The organism is Streptomyces sp. NPDC002793 (genome assembly GCF_040295485.1).
Taxonomy (GTDB): Bacteria; Actinomycetota; Actinomycetes; order Streptomycetales; family Streptomycetaceae; genus Streptomyces.
Map to the genome: position 1 here is coordinate 1 of NZ_JBEOVL010000041.1, position 18,595 is coordinate 18,595.

General features: G+C 70.5%; 24 protein-coding genes and 3 pseudogenes. 1 reads left to right on the plus strand and 26 read right to left on the minus strand.

Annotated features, from left to right (window positions below; all coding sequences use genetic code 11):
- Nucleotides 1–132: 132 nt before the first annotated feature.
- From ABT001_RS29130 to ABT001_RS29150, 5 genes are all read right to left on the minus strand, one after another.
- Nucleotides 133–366, minus strand: a complete 234-nt coding sequence (locus tag ABT001_RS29130) for a hypothetical protein (RefSeq protein ID WP_351283522.1) — start codon at nt 364–366, stop codon at nt 133–135.
- A 31-nt stretch (nt 367–397) separates the two neighbouring features.
- Complete coding sequence (locus tag ABT001_RS29135) at nt 398–634, minus strand: MarR family transcriptional regulator (protein WP_351283524.1); 237 nt, start codon at nt 632–634, stop codon at nt 398–400.
- A gap of 102 nt (nt 635–736) precedes the next feature.
- Complete coding sequence (locus ABT001_RS29140) at nt 737–1,054, minus strand: esterase (RefSeq protein WP_351283526.1); 318 nt, start codon at nt 1,052–1,054, stop codon at nt 737–739.
- Nucleotides 1,055–1,142: 88 nt separating this feature from the next.
- Nucleotides 1,143–1,355, minus strand: coding sequence for a hypothetical protein (locus ABT001_RS29145; protein WP_351283529.1), 213 nt, complete (start codon nt 1,353–1,355; stop codon nt 1,143–1,145).
- An 89-nt stretch (nt 1,356–1,444) separates the two neighbouring features.
- Nucleotides 1,445–1,792, minus strand: coding sequence for an SPDY domain-containing protein (locus tag ABT001_RS29150; protein WP_351283532.1), 348 nt, complete (start codon nt 1,790–1,792; stop codon nt 1,445–1,447).
- A gap of 219 nt (nt 1,793–2,011) precedes the next feature.
- On the opposite strand from ABT001_RS29150, the gene ABT001_RS29155 reads away from it, so the two are divergent.
- On the plus strand, nt 2,012–2,275 hold the full coding sequence (locus ABT001_RS29155) for a hypothetical protein (RefSeq protein ID WP_383027574.1): 264 nt from the start codon (nt 2,012–2,014) through the stop codon (nt 2,273–2,275).
- A gap of 4 nt (nt 2,276–2,279) precedes the next feature.
- On the opposite strand, the gene ABT001_RS29160 is transcribed toward ABT001_RS29155, so the two are convergent.
- The 21 genes and pseudogenes from ABT001_RS29160 to ABT001_RS29260 all read right to left on the minus strand — a co-directional run bounded on the left by ABT001_RS29160 (nt 2,280) and on the right by ABT001_RS29260 (nt 18,589).
- Nucleotides 2,280–2,651: a hypothetical protein gene (locus tag ABT001_RS29160; protein ID WP_351283537.1), complete on the minus strand. Its 372-nt coding sequence runs from the start codon at nt 2,649–2,651 to the stop codon at nt 2,280–2,282.
- Nucleotides 2,652–2,708: 57 nt separating this feature from the next.
- Entirely contained in the window at nt 2,709–3,659 is a 951-nt protein-coding gene (locus ABT001_RS29165) for an SPDY domain-containing protein (RefSeq protein WP_351283540.1), read from the minus strand.
- 114 nt (nt 3,660–3,773) lie between these two features.
- Nucleotides 3,774–4,625, minus strand: coding sequence for a winged helix-turn-helix transcriptional regulator (locus ABT001_RS29170; RefSeq protein ID WP_351283543.1), 852 nt, complete (start codon nt 4,623–4,625; stop codon nt 3,774–3,776).
- Nucleotides 4,626–4,649: 24 nt separating this feature from the next.
- A complete protein-coding gene (locus ABT001_RS29175) occupies nt 4,650–5,477 on the minus strand; it encodes a large ATP-binding protein (protein ID WP_351283545.1) in 828 nt (275 codons plus the stop codon).
- Nucleotides 5,474–6,139 (minus strand): hypothetical protein, encoded by a 666-nt coding sequence (locus tag ABT001_RS29180; protein WP_351283548.1) that lies wholly within the window; start codon nt 6,137–6,139, stop codon nt 5,474–5,476. Before ABT001_RS29180 ends, ABT001_RS29175 begins: the two co-directional genes overlap by 4 nt.
- Entirely contained in the window at nt 6,136–6,612 is a 477-nt protein-coding gene (locus ABT001_RS29185) for a hypothetical protein (RefSeq protein ID WP_351283550.1), read from the minus strand. The genes ABT001_RS29180 and ABT001_RS29185 overlap by 4 nt, the downstream gene beginning before the upstream one ends.
- Nucleotides 6,609–7,388, minus strand: a complete 780-nt coding sequence (locus ABT001_RS29190) for a glycosyl hydrolase (protein WP_351283552.1) — start codon at nt 7,386–7,388, stop codon at nt 6,609–6,611. Before ABT001_RS29190 ends, ABT001_RS29185 begins: the two co-directional genes overlap by 4 nt.
- The gene (locus tag ABT001_RS29195; RefSeq protein WP_351283555.1) at nt 7,385–7,984 is read right to left on the minus strand and encodes a DUF4913 domain-containing protein; all 600 of its coding nucleotides are present in this window, start codon (nt 7,982–7,984) and stop codon (nt 7,385–7,387) included. The genes ABT001_RS29190 and ABT001_RS29195 overlap by 4 nt, the downstream gene beginning before the upstream one ends.
- Nucleotides 7,985–8,077: 93 nt before the next feature.
- Nucleotides 8,078–8,422: a hypothetical protein gene (locus ABT001_RS29200; RefSeq protein ID WP_351283558.1), complete on the minus strand. Its 345-nt coding sequence runs from the start codon at nt 8,420–8,422 to the stop codon at nt 8,078–8,080.
- A 318-nt stretch (nt 8,423–8,740) separates the two neighbouring features.
- Nucleotides 8,741–8,974 (minus strand): annotated as a pseudogene (locus ABT001_RS29205) (DNA cytosine methyltransferase); the annotation flags it as partial.
- A gap of 121 nt (nt 8,975–9,095) precedes the next feature.
- A pseudogene (locus tag ABT001_RS29210) lies at nt 9,096–9,362 on the minus strand (hypothetical protein); the annotation flags it as partial.
- Nucleotides 9,359–10,531, minus strand: a complete 1,173-nt coding sequence (locus ABT001_RS29215; protein ID WP_351283561.1) for a DnaB-like helicase N-terminal domain-containing protein — start codon at nt 10,529–10,531, stop codon at nt 9,359–9,361. The pseudogene ABT001_RS29210 and the gene ABT001_RS29215, both read right to left, overlap by 4 nt.
- On the minus strand, nt 10,528–10,758 hold the full coding sequence (locus ABT001_RS29220; RefSeq protein WP_118898997.1) for a hypothetical protein: 231 nt from the start codon (nt 10,756–10,758) through the stop codon (nt 10,528–10,530). Before ABT001_RS29220 ends, ABT001_RS29215 begins: the two co-directional genes overlap by 4 nt.
- Nucleotides 10,755–12,543, minus strand: a pseudogene (locus ABT001_RS29225) (type IV secretory system conjugative DNA transfer family protein). Before ABT001_RS29225 ends, ABT001_RS29220 begins: the two are co-directional and overlap by 4 nt.
- Nucleotides 12,544–12,638: 95 nt before the next feature.
- Nucleotides 12,639–13,304, minus strand: coding sequence for a hypothetical protein (locus ABT001_RS29230; RefSeq protein WP_351283564.1), 666 nt, complete (start codon nt 13,302–13,304; stop codon nt 12,639–12,641).
- Nucleotides 13,305–13,395: 91 nt separating this feature from the next.
- Nucleotides 13,396–14,121, minus strand: a complete 726-nt coding sequence (locus tag ABT001_RS29235) for a hypothetical protein (RefSeq protein WP_351283566.1) — start codon at nt 14,119–14,121, stop codon at nt 13,396–13,398.
- 158 nt (nt 14,122–14,279) lie between these two features.
- Nucleotides 14,280–14,777, minus strand: a complete 498-nt coding sequence (locus ABT001_RS29240; protein WP_351283568.1) for a hypothetical protein — start codon at nt 14,775–14,777, stop codon at nt 14,280–14,282.
- A gap of 25 nt (nt 14,778–14,802) precedes the next feature.
- Nucleotides 14,803–15,564: a hypothetical protein gene (locus ABT001_RS29245; protein WP_351283571.1), complete on the minus strand. Its 762-nt coding sequence runs from the start codon at nt 15,562–15,564 to the stop codon at nt 14,803–14,805.
- A 97-nt stretch (nt 15,565–15,661) separates the two neighbouring features.
- Nucleotides 15,662–16,225, minus strand: a complete 564-nt coding sequence (locus ABT001_RS29250; protein ID WP_351283574.1) for a hypothetical protein — start codon at nt 16,223–16,225, stop codon at nt 15,662–15,664.
- Between the two features lie 130 nt (nt 16,226–16,355).
- Nucleotides 16,356–17,051, minus strand: a complete 696-nt coding sequence (locus tag ABT001_RS29255; protein ID WP_351283577.1) for a hypothetical protein — start codon at nt 17,049–17,051, stop codon at nt 16,356–16,358.
- Nucleotides 17,052–17,083: 32 nt separating this feature from the next.
- Nucleotides 17,084–18,589 carry a putative type IV secretion/conjugal transfer ATPase gene (locus ABT001_RS29260; protein WP_351283579.1) on the minus strand — a complete coding sequence of 502 codons (1,506 nt, stop codon included), beginning with the start codon at nt 18,587–18,589 and terminating at the stop codon, nt 17,084–17,086.
- Between the last annotated feature and the right edge of the window lie 6 nt (nt 18,590–18,595).

Sequence of the window (18,595 nt, forward strand, 5' to 3'; positions counted from 1 at the left end):
CACTCGCCCCAACACGCACCTCACACTTCGCAGCACTCCGCCCCACCGGATAAATCCGATGGGGCGGAACGAAGGGGCATTCGCCAACAGCATCCAGTACATCGGTGGCGCCCCCTCGGCGTCAGGTGAGGGTCAGCCGCGTGCGCTGTCCTTCGCCAGCCCACCCCGGAAGTCGCACCCCGGGCATTCGTCTTGACCCTGGACGTGTCCCTCGTACCAGCCGTGGACTGCCGCATGCAGGATGGCCTCCTCCACGGTGGCCTCGCCGCTGCGGACCGACTCGATGGCCCGACCGACGATCAACCCGAGTACGGCGCTGTCGGTCGAGGGGAATGGGGGCGAGGGCATCTGCGAGTCGGGCGTCACGCCCGCAGCCTACGGGCGAGTACCCGCTCGGTCAGTCGGTCGGGGTGGCCTCCTGCTGGGGGGAGCCGTGCAGGTCTCTGCGAAATCCCCGGCCGACCGGCCTCCAGTTATGGAACGTGGACGGCTTCCAGCGGGGACGGTCCGGCACGCTGTCGTCGTCGGGTGAGGGCAGGCTGCCCCGGCTCTTGCGGCTGCGGGTCGCGCCGACGCTGATACCCAGGTGGGCGGCGACCTCCGGGTACCCCCAGAGCCTCTGGTCGTCGGCCATGGCGTCCTCCTTCGTCGGGTCGAGCGTACGGAACGAACGGGTGCACGCACGACGAGGCCGCCCCTGCCTGAGCGGCGTGGGGCGGCCTTCGGCGGTCCTCGGTCAGACTCCGGAGAGCCGGTTGGAGAGGTCGAGGGCGTCGGTCGCGAAAGAGAGGGCGGCACACAGGCCGGTCACCTCGTACAGGGTCGGCCGGACTAGGCGCGGCCAGTCGTCCGGGGCGGCTGGCCATGAGCCGAGGAGCACCTCGGCCGTGGTCAGCCCCAGGTACGTCGTGACGTCCCAGCCGCTGCACGAGGCGGGCTCCCAGCGCAATCGGATGCGCCCGAGGGGAAGTTGAGGGGCCTCGGCAGTGAGCCAGGTGATGTCGAGGGGGCCGTCGGGGCGGGCGGAGATGCGATGGAGAAGCGCGCTGTGCACGCCGTACGGCATGGGGCGCGCGGCGACATCGTGCAGCGCGGGGCGCGAGAGGGACGAGATGGAAGCCTCCGTGGTGGTAGGGAAGCGATCAAGCCCAGGTGAGGGCGTCGCGCGCCCCCACCGGGAGGTAGTCCTCCTGGCCGTCGTCCGCGATGTACGCCTTGCCGTCGCGGACGACGACCTCGGCACCCACGAAGTGGGCGAAGGGGAAGTCGGGGTTGACGGCGAGACGGACAGGCAGGTTGGGGTCGAGTTCCTGGAGCTGACGGAGTAGGTGGCCGACGGTCAGATACTGAGGCAAGGGAAACTCCGAGAGCAGTGGGGGGCGGGGCCGGAACCAGCGCGGTGCACGGGGCGGGCCGTCGTCGGCCCGCCCCGTGGTCCGGCGGGTCAGCGCGAGGAGTGAGTGACGAGGGCGGCGAGGAATCCGGCGACGGCCTCGGAAGGGGTATGGACACCGAACTCCTGGACCCACACCTCGCCGTCGGCGGGCAGCACTTGGACGCGCCAGACGATCTCGCGCGCCCAGGCGGAGGGGTCCTCGGGAAGCCAGCCGACGTAGACGCCGCCGTCCGGGCTGGTCATGTGACTGTTGGCCTCCGGGGTCTCGGCGATCGTCCAGCCGAGAGCGTCCAGGAGGTCGAGCACCGGAGCGGCGCAGTGGTCGGAGGAGAGCCAGTGGCGGTCTTCCACGGCGGGGCGGACGACGGCGGGCAGGAGGGTGGCAGAGGCGTTCACGGTTGGACGATCCCTTCGTTGACCTGCTGTTTTCCCGACACCCGTACGTTGGCATGCGGCATGCCGAAGTGCGTAGTCGTTTCCCCGGGGATGCCGTCTGCCGTGGGCGAACTGGAGACCACCAGCGAGCGGTCGGCGGGACGGGAATGGATCGGCGACCGCGGTTGTCGTACCTGGGTTGCGGTGAGGGACCGCACGTTGGTGAAGGGGGAGCAGGGGATGGCCGAGGCGAGCAGACACTGGGACGGCGCCGGACTGGAACGCAAGATCCGCGCCGCCGGACGGCCCTGGACCGTGGGCGACATCGCGATGGTCGCCGACGGCCAGTGGGGAGTCGGCGCACAGCCAGACCGGTGGCCGGACGAGGAGACGGTGGAGCGCCGGGTCGCCGAAGGCCGGCGAGTGGAGCTGACGATGGAGGAGCTGGCCCGCGCGGTGGGCCCCCGGGCCGAAGAGGGCCACCGCGACGAGAATCGGAGCTAAGCGTTCACCGTCGGAGCCTCGTTGAGGGCGCAGACGGTCCGACGACAGCCGCCAGAGAGGACGGTTCGGGCACGGTACCCGGGGCGTGCGGCGTCTGTCCGGAGCGGGCGACGCGGAGGCTGACCGCCGTTGTAGTGATCCGGTCGAGTTCGTAGAAGTCCGGTACGTACCCATGCCGGGACAGGGCGTGCAGACGGTCTTGGTGGACGGTTACCGCCTTGTCCGTCATGGCCAGAGCCGTTCGGGTCTGGATGGCGCAGCTCAGGAGAGGGTCCTCGTTGGGGCAGCGATCCGCTAGGCCCTCAAGAACTTTGAGCGGCTGACCCCAAGCGTTCTCGATCATGGACGTGGCCTGGTCGAGCGTGGTGGTGGGCATGGTGGAACTCCTGTTGGGCAGGGACGGTCGAGGGTGGAGTGCGGCCTGGGGTGGGAGTCAGCGTCCGCGCCGGGGCGTCGGCGAGCTGGCCGGCAGCCGGGCAGAGGTCGCGGGCGCGGGGTATCCCGTCCGTTTCTGCGCCGCCCCCGTGGAGCGGCTCTGCGCGGCCATTACCCGGAGGTCGGCTGCTGTGCGTGGTGCCCGCGCGGCACGGTGTACGGCCTGGGTGACCGCGGTGCGGCGTACGTCCAGCGGAGTCGGAGCGCGCGAAACCTGAGCCTCGGCGATCGGCGTGGCCGAAGCGACAGGGGTCATCGTGACAAGGTATTGCATCCGCCGGTCGACTTGGTGGCGTTCACGGACCACCGGGGTCGACTTCGCCATCACAGCGGCGGTTGCGGCGATCAAGTGGGACGGGGTGCGGGCCGTGAACGTCGCTTCGGCACGAGTGCCCCAGCCCGGCGGGCCAGCCCACAGCTCGACGGTCGTGCGGTCGGAGCCGTAGCCCCGCCGATCGATAAGGATGCCCGCTTGGTCGTTAGGAGCGATGATCTCGACGGTGCCGAGTTCAGTACCTCCGTCAAGGGCCCAGCCGGCATCGGTCAGCGGCCGGACGGTGTCCCTCCAGGGGACGGTTGGCCCTGTCAAGAAGCGGCCGGGGGTGTCGGAGGCGATGGCTTCGTCGTAGTCCTGGAGCAGTGCGGCGGTGAGGCCGGCGACCATCTCGGCCGGGGTGACGTGGTTGCACGTCGCCGTCCAGCGAGGCGCCGCGAAGGCGTCCTCGGATGCGCTGATCTTCCACAGTTCGAAGTCGTCGCCGAACCAGCCGATCCGAATCCGTTGGTCGGGAGAGGTCACGAGGAGCTGGCAGGGGCCCTCATCGAGGTACTGATGGGGCCAGTGGGCGACGGGCGCGAAGCCAGCCTCGCCGGTCCCGTTGTAACCAGCCAGATACATGGGGCTGACCAGTACCTCTTGGTACCGGGTCGGGTCATCAGGGGCGTACATGGTCGAGTCTCCGGAAGCGAAGGAGGAGACCGGATCCGCGCACGCAGCGGCGGGAGCCGCCAGAGCGCACGCGGATGCCGTAGTGGCGGCGAGTGGCCTCTAGACTCACCCCCGTCACCGGCCCCGGCCCGGTGCCGACTGAGCTGTCACGGCCGCCGGCACCCGCGGTTCCGGTTGAGGCGTGTGGCTGAACATGACGTTCGACGCGGCGGCGCTCCGTCGTAGAGCCGCTGCGGTCCGGGCGCTGTCGGCTCCCGCCCCCAGCGGAATGCCGACGTGGGTGCGCGTGGCTGCCGCTGTCGGACGCGGTGCCGCTGTTCCATCTCGCAGCGCGAAGGGCTGGCTCCAGTGCTCGACACTCGCGTAGACGGCCCCCAACGCCTGGCCTGCATCGGTGAGCACGTACGGGTCTCCGTGCCGGGAGCCCGTCCGCGCGACCAGGCCATCGGCCTGAAGCCGGACAAGTCGCTGCGGCGCGAGGCCACTGCTCAAACCGGCCTGCTCGACGATGTGGATGAACCGCATTGGGCCGTCAGCCGAGTCGAGGGCCTGGATCACGGCAGTTGAGTGCCGAAGATGCAAGCGGCGCAGCGCGTCCTCGACACGCTCGGCTTCGGCCATCGGTTCCTGTGTCAGGTGGGTGCGGGACCAGTCCGACACCGTGCGGAGGACGGGGGCCAGAGACGTGCCGAGCGCGCTGAGCCGGTACGGCGCACCCCGCCGGTCGTCATCGCGGATCACCAATCCGTCAGCGTGCATCGTGGCCAGCCGTTTGCCTACGAACTGCTCACTGACGAAGGGGAGCTGCGCAGCAACGTCGCGAACGCGCACGGGGCCGTTCACCTGGGCCAGGGTCATCGCGGTCCAGGTGGTCCACTTGGGCCCGATCCGGGCGAGAGCCTCCTCGACGCGCTGGGCGTCGATGGAAGCGATGGAGAAGGTGGGAGGCAGGCCGGGGGTAGCCATGGTGGGGTCCTTATCAGGATGAGGTCAGCGTGAGCGGGGGGTCGCGAGGGAGGTCCTTGCGACGGGCACGGCGGCCGGGTCGGAGAGCGCGCCTGACGTGGTCCGCGTGGTGGTGCGGCCGAGGGCGGCGGACACCCGGGAGGTCGTCGCGCGACCATCACGCATGGCGGCTTCCCCCTGCGCAGTGAGCGAGAGGAGCTGGCCGGGCCGGTACACGTTCTCGGTGATGTCCTGATGCAGTAGCCCGTCGGCGACCAGCCGCTGCACGGTCTGCGGGAAGACCGCCGGGTCCTGCCACTGGGCCTTCTCCCGCGAGATGTACGGGTCCTCGCCGATCGCGTTGCGGCGAAAGCGAACACCTCCGGCCGCAACCGCTTCGAGGGCTACCAGCCCGCGCTCCCCGGCGACGGCCCAGTCGTCGTCTCGGTGGGGCCTCGTCTTCTGGCCCTGCCCGTGGCTCTTGTTGCTCGCGTGTTGAGCAGGCTCGGGCGAGGAAAGAAGCTGGCGGTAGGCGGACAGGGACTCGACGAGCTGGCTGTATGCCCGGTCCTGCTGGGCCAGGCCGTCTCCGAGGTCCGGGAGAGCTGTGCGCAGCAGCGCGTACGAGACCTGGGCTCGGCCGACTTCACCCCGACCAGTGCCTTCGAGCAGCCGCTGAGCGCACCGGACCGCGTTGAGCACGCTCTCGTGTCGCTCGTCCAGCGCCGCTGCGGCTTCGATGACGCGTGTAGCGGCCTGGTGCAGCGGCTCCTCCGGACCATGTGCGAGGGCGTGCACGCTGACATCCCCGACACCGAGCACTTCGACGACGAGATAAGGCCCAGGGTGTGTGTCTGCGTCGTACGGGTTCACTCCGTCGTCTCCATCCGGGCGAGCAGGGAGCGGACCAGAGCGGGCAGGCTCCCGGGATCGTTGTCGAGCCGAGGGCGGTCGCTCACTTCGCTGAGGAGATCGGCGTCATCGAGCAGGCCGCTGGAGATCTCCATGCAGGCGTCGGTGATCCGGGCGGCGGCGAGCAGCGACTGGGAGAGAACCTCGAGGTAGTCGTCCGGCGCGAGGCTGGCGGCCTCGGCTGCGTTGCGGACCGCCTCCAACTCAATTGCGTTGAAGGCGAAGTCGAACTCGTCGTCCCGCTCCGCACCACCGGGCGCGGCGACGATCGGGGCGCGTGGCCCCGTTGGTATGCCCACGCGGGTACAGATCTCATCGACCGAGGAGGTCAGCTCGGCGAACGACTCGGTGAGCCACCCCAGCGCGGAGGCGTAGGAGGCCAGAGCGAACAGGCCCGCAGAACCAGCAGGGCGTGGCGCGGTGGCCACGAAGCCCTCGAACCGGTCGTTCAGCTCGGTGATCACGCGGGGCCTAGCGGCCAGCGGACCCAACACGGGATGCAGGTAGGAGCGGGCGGCGGCCGTCGGGTACTCGGCGGCAGGGATGCCGCCGACGTTCTGAGCGGCCTCGGTGAGCAGATCCGCCAGCTCTGAACGGGTGAGCGCAGTACGGTCGTTGGTCATAGCTGGGTGGCCTTTCGAGAAGCAGTGGCCGAGGGCGGCGCTGGGGACGGGGCAGCCGCGCGGCCCGTTGTCGGCCGTTCGGTGGTGAGCGTCGAGCGAGACCGGGCGGCCTGCACGCGCGCCTCCGTGGCGGAGTCCGGTCCGACCCCTTGCTGGGGCTCGGTCCGCAGGTGGGCCGCGCGGTAGACCGCGTAGTCCTTCCGGCTGCCAGCCGCCACGAGGTAGATCTCGCGCTTGTGGGTCGAGGTCGGTGGCGCTTGGCGGAACTGGATGACCAGCCGGTAAGAGACCGCCGGGTCGACGTACACCTTGTGGAAGCCGGCGAGACGGCCCTTCAACGGCAAGCAGTCGTCGCTTCCGTGGACCAGGTTCTGCAGCTCCAGCAAGGCCAAATCGCGCATCTCAGAGGGGAGTTCCCGCAGGTCGGCAATGGCGTCAGGGTGCGCGGCGAAGGCGAAGCGGGCGCGGCTCACAGCAGCCTCCCCTGGACCGCGCGCTGGACCGGTACCGCCGCCGACGCGCGGGGCGCGTCGAGCCCGGTCCGCGGTGTCGGAGAGGTTCCGGCGGACCGGGAAAGGGCGATGCGGGCGATGCGAGCCCGGACGACAGCACCGTTGTGGTCGCTGTACTCCGGAGGCTCGGGCAGCGGTTCACTGCGCTCGTCTAGCCAGGTCTGGGCGACGCCGACGTCGGGGAAGGCGCCCTCGCGCATCGTGTACGTGCCGGCACCGTGGTTCCACTCCTCGTGGAAGAGGCGAACCGGTGCCTGGGTGGTCTGGGAGTCGTTGACGAGTGTCCACGCCTCGCTGGGGTTGTCGTCAGAGGTGTAGGTGTCGAGGACCTCGTAGCGGGTGCCCGACTTCTGGATTTGCTGTTCCACCTGGAGGGTGAGGTCGTCGGCGGGCTCGATGTAGTCGCCACCGTGCAGTGCGATCCGTTCGAGCGGGCAGCCGCGTTCTGCCAGCCAGTTCTGTGCGAAGGACGCCGTGGCGTGGTGACTCGTCTCGAACGTGAACGTGGACTGCCGCAGATCCCGATCGACCGCGATCGCAACGAGCTGGGGCTCGCCGGGTATCCCCCAGGTGACCGATCGGTCGTGGGCGAGGACGAAGCTGTGCGAACCGTTGGGTGTGGTGTGGTGCTGGGACAGCACCGTCAGGTCGCCAGCCCGGAGAGCCTCCATCGCCTCCTCGGAGTCGTCGTCGACCGGCGATAGATCGGCGAGGCCGAAGTCGAGAATGTCGTTCACGCCGCCACCCCCGCCTGCTCGGGCGCCGGGGTGGCCAGCACCCGGTGATTGGGGCGAGTTGTGCTGGTCGTGCAGGCCGCGAACGGTCCGTCGGGCGCACGCAGGTGCGCCAGGGTCTGGTCCAGGTGGTCGCGGTGCCAGGTCGAGGGGCCGGACAGGCCGGCCTCCGTGTCGGTGAACTGCTGCCAGGCGAGCCAGAGTGCGTGGAGCCGGGCGACGGCCTCGGGGTGTTCGTGCCAGTGCGCGCACCAGGGACGGCTCGTGCTGATCTCCCGGCCGTACACCGGCAGGAAGAGGTAGTTCACCCAGTCGCTGAGGGCAGCGAGTTCGACGGCGTACTCCTTGCCGCCCAGGGCGAGGATGAACACCGAGGCGGGGCCGTCGGGCTTCTTCCCGTCAGCCGCCTCGGCTTCCGGAGCGCCGTCTGGCGGCTGGATGGCGCCGGGGTCGGGCTCGGAGCCGAGGCGGTCGAGGATGACGCCGTGCTGCCTGACCTCGGCCATGGTCTTGGCGAGGGTGCTGGCGAGGTCGTCGAGGTCTGCGTCGGGGACGCGGTACGGCTCGGGGCCGGGGGAGGTCGGGCTGGTGTCGGCCATGGGGGTGTGCTCCATCTGTGAGACGGCGACATGCCCGAGAGGATCCGGAGAATCAGCGGTTTGGCCCGGCCGGAAAAACGCGGTAGTGGAGCGCTATCGGTCGGCGCAGCGGGGACAGCGGGGGAAGGGTGGTGCCAGCAACTGCAAGGCGCGCGAAGCCTGTTGTGGGACGACGCCGTTGCCGAGCGCGGTGAGCTGCGCCGGACGGCCGAGCCCCGGAGTCGCGGTGACCCAGCCGACGTCGAGGCCCTGCATCCACTCCACGAAGTCCGCGCGGAGCCGACCGGCCGCGTCCGTGGGGGCCGGGGCCGGGCGGGTGAGGCTCTCCCATCGGGTGATGGCGGATCCGTACGCTCCCCATCGCCGGTCCGCGCCCCCGCCTCCGGCGTCTCCTCCGCCCAGAGGGGCAGGACCACCGCCGACAAGGGAGGCCGCCATCCCTTCCCGGGGCGGCGGCCCGGGGTGCCCGTGTCGCTGGCCCTCGGCGTCGGCAACAGAGACGCAGCCGCACTGGGCAGGGTCATGTCGCCATTGCCGTGCCGCTGGTTTGGCGAACCCTTGATTCCGTCCGACGCCTTCGGGGTCGGCAGCAGCAGCCACTCGACCTCGTCGGCCAGGTTCGGACCGTGCCCCCCGCTCTTCCGCTTCGATGGATGCTGGCTGCCGCCGTTCTTCCCGATGTTGCTGGTCGGCGTCTTCAGCAGGGTGCCCGGCGGGCCATGCGGCGAGGAAGGTCCGCTCGCGGCGGTGCGGGGCCCCGACGTCGGAGGCACGAAGCACGAGCCACTTCGCGACGTACCCGAGGTCGGCCAGGGATCCGAGTACGGCACCGAGTGCCCGCAGAGCAGGCTGACCTGCGGTGTCTCCCAGACACCACGGGCAGGGTTCCACGTCGCCAGGGGAACCGGCGGGGGAGGTGAGGAGGCCGCGCACATTCTCGATCACAACCAGGCAGGGTCGGAGGGCTGCGACCGCACGGGCGACGTGCAGCCAGAGCCCGGAGCGGGTCTGGGCGTTGCGTCCGGCCCGACGGCCGGCGACCGAGACGTCTTTGACAGGGGAAGCCGGCCGTCAGGACGCACACCCGGGGGACGGTGGACCAGTCGACGGCGGTGATATCGCCCAGGTTCGGGACGCCGGGCCAGTGGCGGGCCAGGATGCGTGAGGCGTTCGGGTCGACCTCGGCATGCCAGGCGAGCGTGCCGCCGAGCGCTGACTGCACGCCCAGGTCGAGGCCGCCGTACCCCGAGCAGAGAGACCCGATCAACGGGGCGGCGAGCCTAGGGGCCGTGGCGCGTAGGTCCGGCGCGGATGCGGAGATGGGGTAGATCAAGGCGAGTTCCAGGGGCAGAGGAGGCTGGTGGGGAGGGGGTCTCACGGGTGGCCGCGCGAGGGTGGTCGGTCTGCTGACAGCGTGGGGAGACGGCTGGCCGGGGCTGGGGGTGACGCGCCTGGGCGGGGTGTGCTGCGGGCGCGGGCGGCTTTCACTCGGTCGGGCGGCGGCTCGGCCACCGGCGGCGCGGATGCCGTGGCCTTCGGAGCCGGACTGCTGTTCGCGGTGGCCCAGCGGGCACGTACCTCGTCGAGCGGACCGAGTTCGTGCAGGGCGTGGTTGATCAGCCGGCCGGACCCCAGAACCTCGTCCTGGGCCAGGGTCCGGATGGCTCGCGCGGAGGCGGCGGCGGTGCGGGTGACGGAGGAGCGCATCACCCGCTGTCCGAACCAGTCAGCGCTTCCGGGGACCATGCCTTCGCAGACGGCGGTCAGCTGCTCGCTCGACACTGTGCCGTCGGCCAGCAGGCCGCGTCGCTGGGCCTCCCAGAGCAGTGTGATCCGGTCGATGGGTTCGCCCCGGTGGTGCAGCGCGCCCAGGCACCGGTAGAGCTGCCCGTGGGTCGGGTCGGCGAAGTCTCCCGGCCGCAGCCAGGCCACCACCTCGCCCATGGCCCCCGGCTGTTCGGCGAGGACGGCCAGGAGGATCCGCTCGTCCTCGGCGACTTGGCCGCTCTGCGCCGGAGGCGGGATGTCCGTGGCGGCAGAGGGCCCAGCGGTGGGTGAGACCGGTCGAGGGTCGGTTCCCCAGCGTCGCGCAAGGTCGGTGAGTACGCCGGTCAGGACGTCCGCCGTGCGCAAGGCTCCCTCGACCTCGCCCTGGACGGCGTCGGCCCGAGCCGCTTGGTGGAGACGGATCGCGTGCTGGGCGACGGTGCGGTGAATCGCCCCCTCCAGCACCATGCGTCCGTACACCGGTGCGTGCTCGGTTCGGGGACACGCCTGGATCAGAGTGTGGGCGTACGCCGCGGTCAGCCCGCGCACGTGCTGTCCGGCCTCCTCGACCGCGTCGGTCACCCACGACAGCGGCAACGGACCAGCGGCCGAGAGCGCGGGATGCCCGTCGTTGCGCAGCTTGCGGAGCGCGGCGAACAGCGCCTGGTGGACGGGCCGATAGAAGTGACCCGCAGCGAGCCACTCCAGGTGCGTGAGCTGCTCGGGGTCGAGGAGTGCGGCACCGAGGACCGCCTGCTCGGCACTCATCAGCGGGTTCACCGCCGGCCTCCGGGATCAACGCAGGACGCCTTGTCCTGCCGGACGAGGAGGTTGGCGACTGCCTGATCGGCAGCGGCCATCGACAGCGCGAAGTCGTCCAGGACGGCGGTGAAGGCGGGATCGGAGGCGGGAACCGAGCCTGCCCCGCCGTCAAGCCACCACCGGCCACCGCACAGGACGACCGGAGCGTGGGCCAACCGCCCCTGCTGTGGTGTGGGCGCGCTCATGCCGACAGTCCAAGATCGTCCTGGCCGATGCTCTTCGCGAGGGCACGCTCGGTGATGGCCTTCGTGGCGCGAGCGGAAGCCGGGCCGACCACCTTGGCGGAGGGCTCCTTGTACCAGGGCTTGAGGTTGAGCATGGCGACCCGGATGCCGGTGGCCAGCAGCAGTACCTTGCCCTTGGGCAGGGCGCGGATGGCGTCCGGCGGAAGGATCCGCTCCGTGCGCATGCTCACCGAGGTGGACTTGCCGCCCTCGCTGGTCGACACCGAGGTGGTCTGGACGTCGTGATCGCCGACCTGACGGCTGAGCCGGTCGGCGAAGTCCGCGTCATCGGTACCAGATCCGATGATCTTGATGGTGGCTGCGGAGTACAGGGCGTCCATACCGGCCTCGCCCCAGCACCGCTGGCCCTGACGGTAGGACTGCAGGATCGTCATCGGGATGACGCCTCGGCTGCCCAGGTGGCTGTAGAGATCAGGGAGGTCCGAGATGCGGCAGACGTTCGCCGCCTCGTCGAGGACGCACAGGGCGGGCGGGTCGAGTCGCCCGCCGGAGCGCTCGGCCACGATCACGGCCGCGCGCATCACGGCGTCGGCCGCTGCCGCGATGATCGCGGACGCGCTGCCGCCGCCGTCCTTGCTCAGCAGGTACAAGGTGTCGCGGGACGTGGCGAAGGCGAACGGCTGGAACTCGGGAAGGTCGTCGTTGGGGGTGACCCAGGCGGCGACGTCCGGGTCGAGCAGGCAGCTCGCGTACTGCCTCGCGGTCTCATAGATGCCGTCGCGCGTTTCGGTCGCGCCGGAGACGGTGCCCTGGAGCTGGGCGGCGACCGCATGGTGGCCGGCGTCGGTGAGCAGGTCCACCGGGGTGCGGTCGGCCGGCATCGCGAGCCAGGCCAGGACGTCGGTGATCGGCCACCGGTGGGACGCGGCGGCGAGGAAGAGGGCACCGAGGGTGTTGCTCGCGGCGGTGGACCAGAAGTCGGAGCCGCTGGACTCGTCCACGCTCGCGGTCACGAAGTGCCCCGCCAACCTCTTAGCCCCGGCGAGATCGCGGGCGTCAGCGAGGATGTCCCACCACATCTCGCGCGGGTGGTGGGCGATCTGCTGCGGATCGAGGGTCCAGATCGTGCCGACCTCGGCACGGGCGTCCACCGTGGTGGTGAAGGCGTCGTTCGCGGCTTTGTTACTGGTGAGCAGGACCGGGCCCGGTGCCGAGAGGATCGCGGGGATCGCCAGCCCGGACGTCTTGCCGGAACGCGGTGCCATGATCGCGACGATCACGTCCTCCCAGGACGCGCGGACCTCCGCACGACCGGGATCGAGGGTGCCGAGCAGGATGCCGCGGTCAGCGGGCAGGACCTCTTTTACTCTCCCGGCCGCCCAGGCTCGGGCGCAGGCTCTTCGCCTTGGCGACGATCTCCTTGTCCAGCAGCGGCGCCAGGTCCGCCTTGCGGGCGAGGCCGGACTTGGACCCGGCACGCCAGCGCATCCACAGCACGGCAGCGGTGACGACCAGGGCAACGGTGAACAGGGCGGGGACGACGCGTGCGCCGACCATCAGCATGCTGGTGCTCAGGGCCGGCCACAGCACCTCCGGGTGCAGCAGCGCGTCCGTTACGCGGAAGGGGGCCCGTGTCCCGCTCCCGACGAAGGTGTTGGTGAGATTTCCGGTCAGCCAGGCCAGGGAGCCGAAGGCCATGGCGGCGCCGAGGATGCCGAACAGGAGGTAGAGGAGCGCGTCCGACCCGGTGGTGGTCGAGGGCGCGCTGGTGCGCGGGGAAGGCACGGCGGTTCCTTGGGTGTGCGAGCGGGCACGGGCGGGGCGCGCTCGGCTCTCGTGCAGATCATGGGGGTACTCCTGGACGTCTGCGGCGGAACGTTTCAGCGGGGTCGGCCAGCAGAACGAGGCGCGGGCGGAGGTGCTGCGGTGGTCGGCGGACTGCCGGTCAACGGCGATGTTCCGGCGCGCGGCGAGGAGGCGCGGGCCGCCCGCTGCCGGTCTGCATCGACGTTCCGGGCAGCGGACGGCACAGGAGCAGCCTCGGCACCGAGGACATCGTCGAGCAACTCCCGGCTGCGCAAGACGTTGACCATCTGGTGGTGCCGGGGGTCCGTGCGCTCTGCGGGACAGGCAGCGAGACCGTCCTCGGCGACTTCCAACTGCTCACGGACGTCCTGGAGCATCCCGTACGCGGCTGCCAGTCGGGTCCACGTCTCGAAAGTCGGATGGTGATGCGGGTCGTCGAAGTCGAGACGGGCGCGAGTCCAGTCGGCGGCAGAGGCGACGAGTTCGGTCAGCTCGGGCAGAGCCCCGACCAGTGCGCCGTTGACCTCCTCGATGATGCCCGCCACCTCATCGGGCGAGGCGTCCTCGTGGAGGCGAGAAATCATCCCGCGAACCGAGTACGGATCGGCGGAAGCGCTGGGCAGGTACCTGACCTGCAGCGGCTTGTCGGAGCCCGGTGCCACGCTGCGGTGGGCGAGCCGGATGTTGTGCTGCATGGCCGCACCGACGGCCTCGCCGATGCTGGAGTAGTACTCGGGCACGTTTGCCTCTTCGGGTGAGTGGTCCTTGACGGGTGAGTCGAGCGGGGGCGCGCGACGTACTGGAGGCCGACGGCGGAGAGAGCGGCCGGGGTCACCGTCGGTGGGTTGAGGCGCGCGGTGGGTGACCCGTCGCAGAGCAAGGCGCCGTCTGGGAACTGGACGCCGAGGAGACCTTGGCCTGGTTCGCCGCAGGAGAAGTGGCGAGAGCGGCACCACGGTGATCACGGACGGTCCGTGCTGGGGAGTAGCTCGTCGAAGCGTCGCCGACGCGGCGTAGCTCGGCCTCGGAGTCGACGAGTTCGGACTGGGCCGAGCTGACGAACTCCGAGGCGAAGCCGAACCGGTCGGCGAGCGCATACGCGTCGTCGTCCAGGTCGTTGACCTGTTCTCCGGCTGCTTCCAGCGCCTCCCGGACACGCTCCAGCGCACCGTGTTCGGGGTGAAGGAGGTGGTCGACTGCCCGCTGAAGGCTGGCTCCGTCTTCGGCCGCACGGATCTGGTCCGTGATGCTGAGGAGTTCAGCTCCGGCGGCGTAGGGCCCCAGCGCATGCACCGGAGGGCTCATCCGGGCCGTGTCGAGAGACGGCGGAAGGGTGACGTCATAGCGAGCGGCTCGAAGCATCTCGGCCGCATGGCTGGCGATGGCGACCTGGTCGGCGAGCGGAGTGGTGGTGGGCAGGCGATGGCGTCGGCCGTGCCAGTCGTCGATCTGCTTGAAACCGGCGTGACGGAGGAGCTGCGCGGAGAGGTCATCAGTAGCGCCCTTGGCAACGACGCTGCCGCTGAACTCGGACGTGATGGTGATCGAGGTAGGCACGGAAGTCTCCGGGGCAGAGGGAGCGAAGGACCCGTTGGAGGTGGGCCAGTGGGCAGAGCGTCCGGCAAATCCGGGGTTTGGTCCGGCCGAGAATCGCTGGTAGAAGCCGCACGGCGGCGGTCTGCCGGGCGCCCCGCCGCAGCAGGGCACCCGGTCGGTCAGAAGAAGGGATTCTCCGTCGGCCGGTCGGCCCCGGTGGCGGCTCGGAGCAGTTCGGCGAGGTCCTCGGGCTCGGACGACCTCTGGTCTATCCACCACCCGGCACGGGTCACCGTACGAGCGTTCTCCTCGATCTCCGCCCACTCCGCTTCGCTGGTCGTGCCTTCGGTGACCAGTGCGGTGTAGGCGTTGGTCAGGATCTGGTGACGACAGCGCACGCCCCAGGGAACGGCCCGCTCGGTCCCCTCCAGGGGAGGCATCCGGTACTGCTCGGACCAGGCTTCGGACGCCGCCTGCTCCGCGGCGCGCTTCGCCTTGAGCCAGGCGGCCTTGTCCTGCTCGTCACCCTCGTTCGAGGCGCGCCAGCAGTCCGTGCACTCCTGCCTCGCGAGCCACTCGGCGAAGCCGGCGCGGCGGTCAGCCGGTCGGTCGGACAAGTCGCGGTCGGCATGGTGACCGCAGGTGTGGTCGATAGGCCAGATCGTCTTCACGGCCATGGAAGGGCCTCCTTGAGGAGTTGGGTCAGCGGTCGCGGGAGTACGCGATGCGAGGGTCAACCGGCCGGACCGCCGGTGTGGTGACGGCGGCGGGGACCGGCGCCCTGCCCGGGATACCGGCACGGGCCGGACTGGCGGCGAGCGCGGCGGCGCTCAACGGAGACGCGCGGGCGGGACCACGGCCGCGCTCACGGCCGGCGGTCGGCGTGGCAGCAGGGCGGGGCCGAGCCGTCACCTCTTGAGCGAGGCGGGGCTGCACTGCGACCTGGAGCCCTGAACGGTGCAGGGCCACCGTGGCGTCGGCGACTTTCCCCAGCGCCTCGACGCGATCGGTGGTCGCGGGGAGCGTGTAGATGTCCAGGCTCGAGTCGTGCCGCCAGCCGTCCTCCACCAGCGCCAGCCCGCTGAGGCCGGAGACACGGTCGTCGAAGGCTGCGACGATGCCGAGCTGCGGGTGATCGGCGAAGGCGACGTCTGGTTCACCGAGCGGGCCGCGGTCGCGTACCTGTGCCGTGTCGGGCGCCGGTGCAGGGTCAAGTGCGACGTCCACATCGACCTGGTAGCCGGCCTTGCGCAGCAGCTCGATGGCCCGGCTCGTACGGCCGTGTCCGTCACGGTTCTGGTCGGCCAGCGCGTACAACGTCGGCTGGTCGGGGACGGGATGAAAGTCGATTCCCTTGAGCATCCAGGTGCTGGCCGCGAGGTTCTTCGGGTTCGCGGCGACGATGCCGTGGACGGGGTGGTGGCCGAAGGCCAGGTCGGGCAGCACGTCGTAGTGGCTGGGCATGGCAAATCCATCCGAGGCGGGTGCGGTTACAGGTGCGGGCGACGGGCGGATCAGTTCTGAGGGTGCGGTGCACGGAGGACTCCTGGGTCGCGGTCGGTCAGAGCCGGGGAGCGGATGAGGGACGAGCCGGCGACGGCGCGGCCCGCGCGGAAGACTCCGTCGGCGGACCGGTCGGGAGCACGCGCTGGCCGATCGACGGTGAAGGGGCGAGAGCGACACTCACCCGGGATGGAGCGGAGCCGGGCGGGGAAACGTTGACGACGCGCTCCTTGGCGGATCGTTCCTGCTCCTGGCGTGGCGGTACGCCAAGCTGGTCCAGGCGGGCGTCGACGGCGGCGAGGAGGTCCGGCACGCTGCCGCCGTGGCGCGCATGCGGACCGTCCGGCTCGGAGTCGTAGATCACCTCGTAGACGGCAGGCTCGGCGGACCGGTGGCGGGTGACCATCCAGCTTTCCGGGGTCTCGGGGTGCTCGGAGGGTGGCTCCTGCGGCGGCGAGATGATCAGTGAACTGCCGTCGGGAAGCTCGGCGTGGACGATGTAGTCGCTGAGGCCGTACTCGACGGTGCCCTCCAGGCCGCGCTGCCCGAGCGCGGAACAGAGAGCAGCCTGAAGGCGACGCGGATCGGACGTGGCGGTCGGGGGCGGGGTTTCGTGGTGCATGGAGTTCTCCGTTGCGAACGTCCCGCCGCACGGCGGGAGCCGCCGGGGGCGTTGAGCTGGAAGGAGTGCGGTGGTCCATGAGGATCCGGTGATCGGGCAGTTTGGCGCTGCCGTGACTGCGTGCTAGGGATCACCGCGAGCGACCGGGAGCCGGCGGATGCGATGCCGGCGGGCCCTGGGGCGAAGGGGCTGATACGGCAGGGGTGTTGTGCGTCGAGCGGGTCAGGGCGACGCGAGCCCGCTCGGTCTGCGCTGGCCGTTCGGTGTCCGCTCGGTGCGCGAGGTATTCGCCGACGCGCACCAACGCCAATCCCTTGGAGCCGAGTTCGTGTGAGTAGTGCCAGCCTTCGGTGTTGCGGTGCTCCTCGGCACGCTCCTGGTAGAGGTGGAGCACGCTCGGCTGAGAACCGTCCATAAGCGCCATGACGTCGGCCCATTCGTGCCGCAGCTCCTCCGCCCGGAACAGGATGGTGTCGATCCCGCGTATCCGACGGAGGTCGTCACTGATCGGCCCCTCGACGTAGTCGGGGCCGTCGGCGGCGGCGCGGACCCCGGCCAGCACCTCGGGCCCGTGGTCGAGGAACACCTCGGCGTGCTTCCACGCTTCGGCGTCCCGCTTGACCTTCCCGTCCCCGTAGACCTTGTCGTCCAGCGGCCAGCCGTCCGCGTCGCAGAGGGAGTCCGAAACCGCGTCCCAGGCGTCGCACGCCTCGTTGATGCCGGCGGCGGCCGAGGCCAGTGCCGGGAGGTGCCGTCGCCACGCCAAAGGGTCGGTGGCCTGCGACGGCTGCTTGTCACCGGAGGAAGGAGTGGAAGAAGCAGACATGACCGATTCCCGTTGCTGTGCTGGTCGTTGGGCTAGGCGGCCATGCGGGAGTCTGTGTCGAACAGCTCCCGCTCGGCCGGGTGGAGGATGTGCTGGGTGATGAACGAGCGGCCGGCGACTTTCCACAGACCTCGGCCCTTGGTCAGGGCGGACACCGCCTGGGTCTCGACGCCGGTCAGGCCGAGCAGAGATGCAGCGGCGGCGAGCTGGTCGGGCTCTTGGCGGTAGATGATGCGCGTGCTGCAGTCCGCGAGGAGCCCCTCGGCAAGGACTCGGCCGCGTGAACCGGCGTCGCCCGCCGAGAGCAAATCGCTGAGGCGGTGGATCACCATCAGGTTCGCGATGCCCAGCCCTCGGGAGAGCTTCCACTGGCTCTGCATCCGCTCCAGCAGCCCGACGTGCCGCATCAGCCGCCACGCCTCGTCGTAGATCACCCAGCGCCGACCGCCATCGGGATCACTGAGGGCTGACTCCATCCACGCGCTCGCGCACGTCATCGCGAGTACCAGTGCCGTGTCGTCACCGGAGCCGCCGAGACGGGAGAGATCGATGGACAGCATTGGTGTGGTCGGGTCGAACGACACGGTGCTCGGCGCGTCGAACATGCCGCTCAAGTCGCCGTGCACGAGACGTCGCAAGGCATGGGCGAGGTCCTGGGCGGCTGAGCCGAGGTCCCCCGCCTGGTGGCCGAGGGCCTGGTCGAGGCGTTCGGGGGAGCCGAGTACGTGGGCGATCTCGCCGAGCAGCGGCACCGTGCCCCGGGCGGCGGCGTCAGCGACGACCAGATCCAGGGCCAGGTCGAGGGCGGTGTGCTCCATCGGCAGCAGGTCGCGCTTCAGCACGGTGCCGGCGAGGCTGGCCAGCAGCAGCAGACGGCGCTTGCGAACCTCCGTGAACCAGTCCTCCTCGCTCACGGAGGCGGGGCGGGCCGGGGCGTCCAGCGGGTTCAACCGTCCAGGGAGCCCCGGGCCCAGGGCGATGCTGTAGCCGCCGAGGGCTTGCGAGACACCGGTCCACTCCCCCTTGGGATCGCAGGGGATGTAGATCCGGTAGCCATGGGCGATCGACCGGGTGGCGATCGACTTCGCCAGCGCGGACTTGCCCATGCCGATGATGCCGGCCAGGACCGCGTTGGGGTTGGTGAAGCCCTCCACCCTGCCGCTGTTGTAGAGCGAGAACGGGTCGAAGCAGAAGGCCGCCTCCGCGTGCACATCGCGGCCGATGAACACCCCTTCGGCGCCCAGGCCGCCCTCGGCCACGAACGGGTATGCGCCGCTGGCTGTGGCGGTGGTCATCCGGTGGGCGGGCAGGGCGAGCTTGCCGCCGCGGGCGGAGGCCGGACCGGGGCGACCGGCGAGCGGGTAGGTGGGCCGCAGATCCGGGTTGAGGGTCTGCTCGGCGCGGTGCTTGGGTGGGTTTCCGGCGAGGCGTGCCTGGCGGCGAGCTTCGGTGAAACCGGCTCGGGCGGCCCGCTGTTCGGCGCGTGTCGTCTTACGGGGCACGAACAGAGGGGAGGCGCTGGCGCGGGTACGGGGCATGAGCGT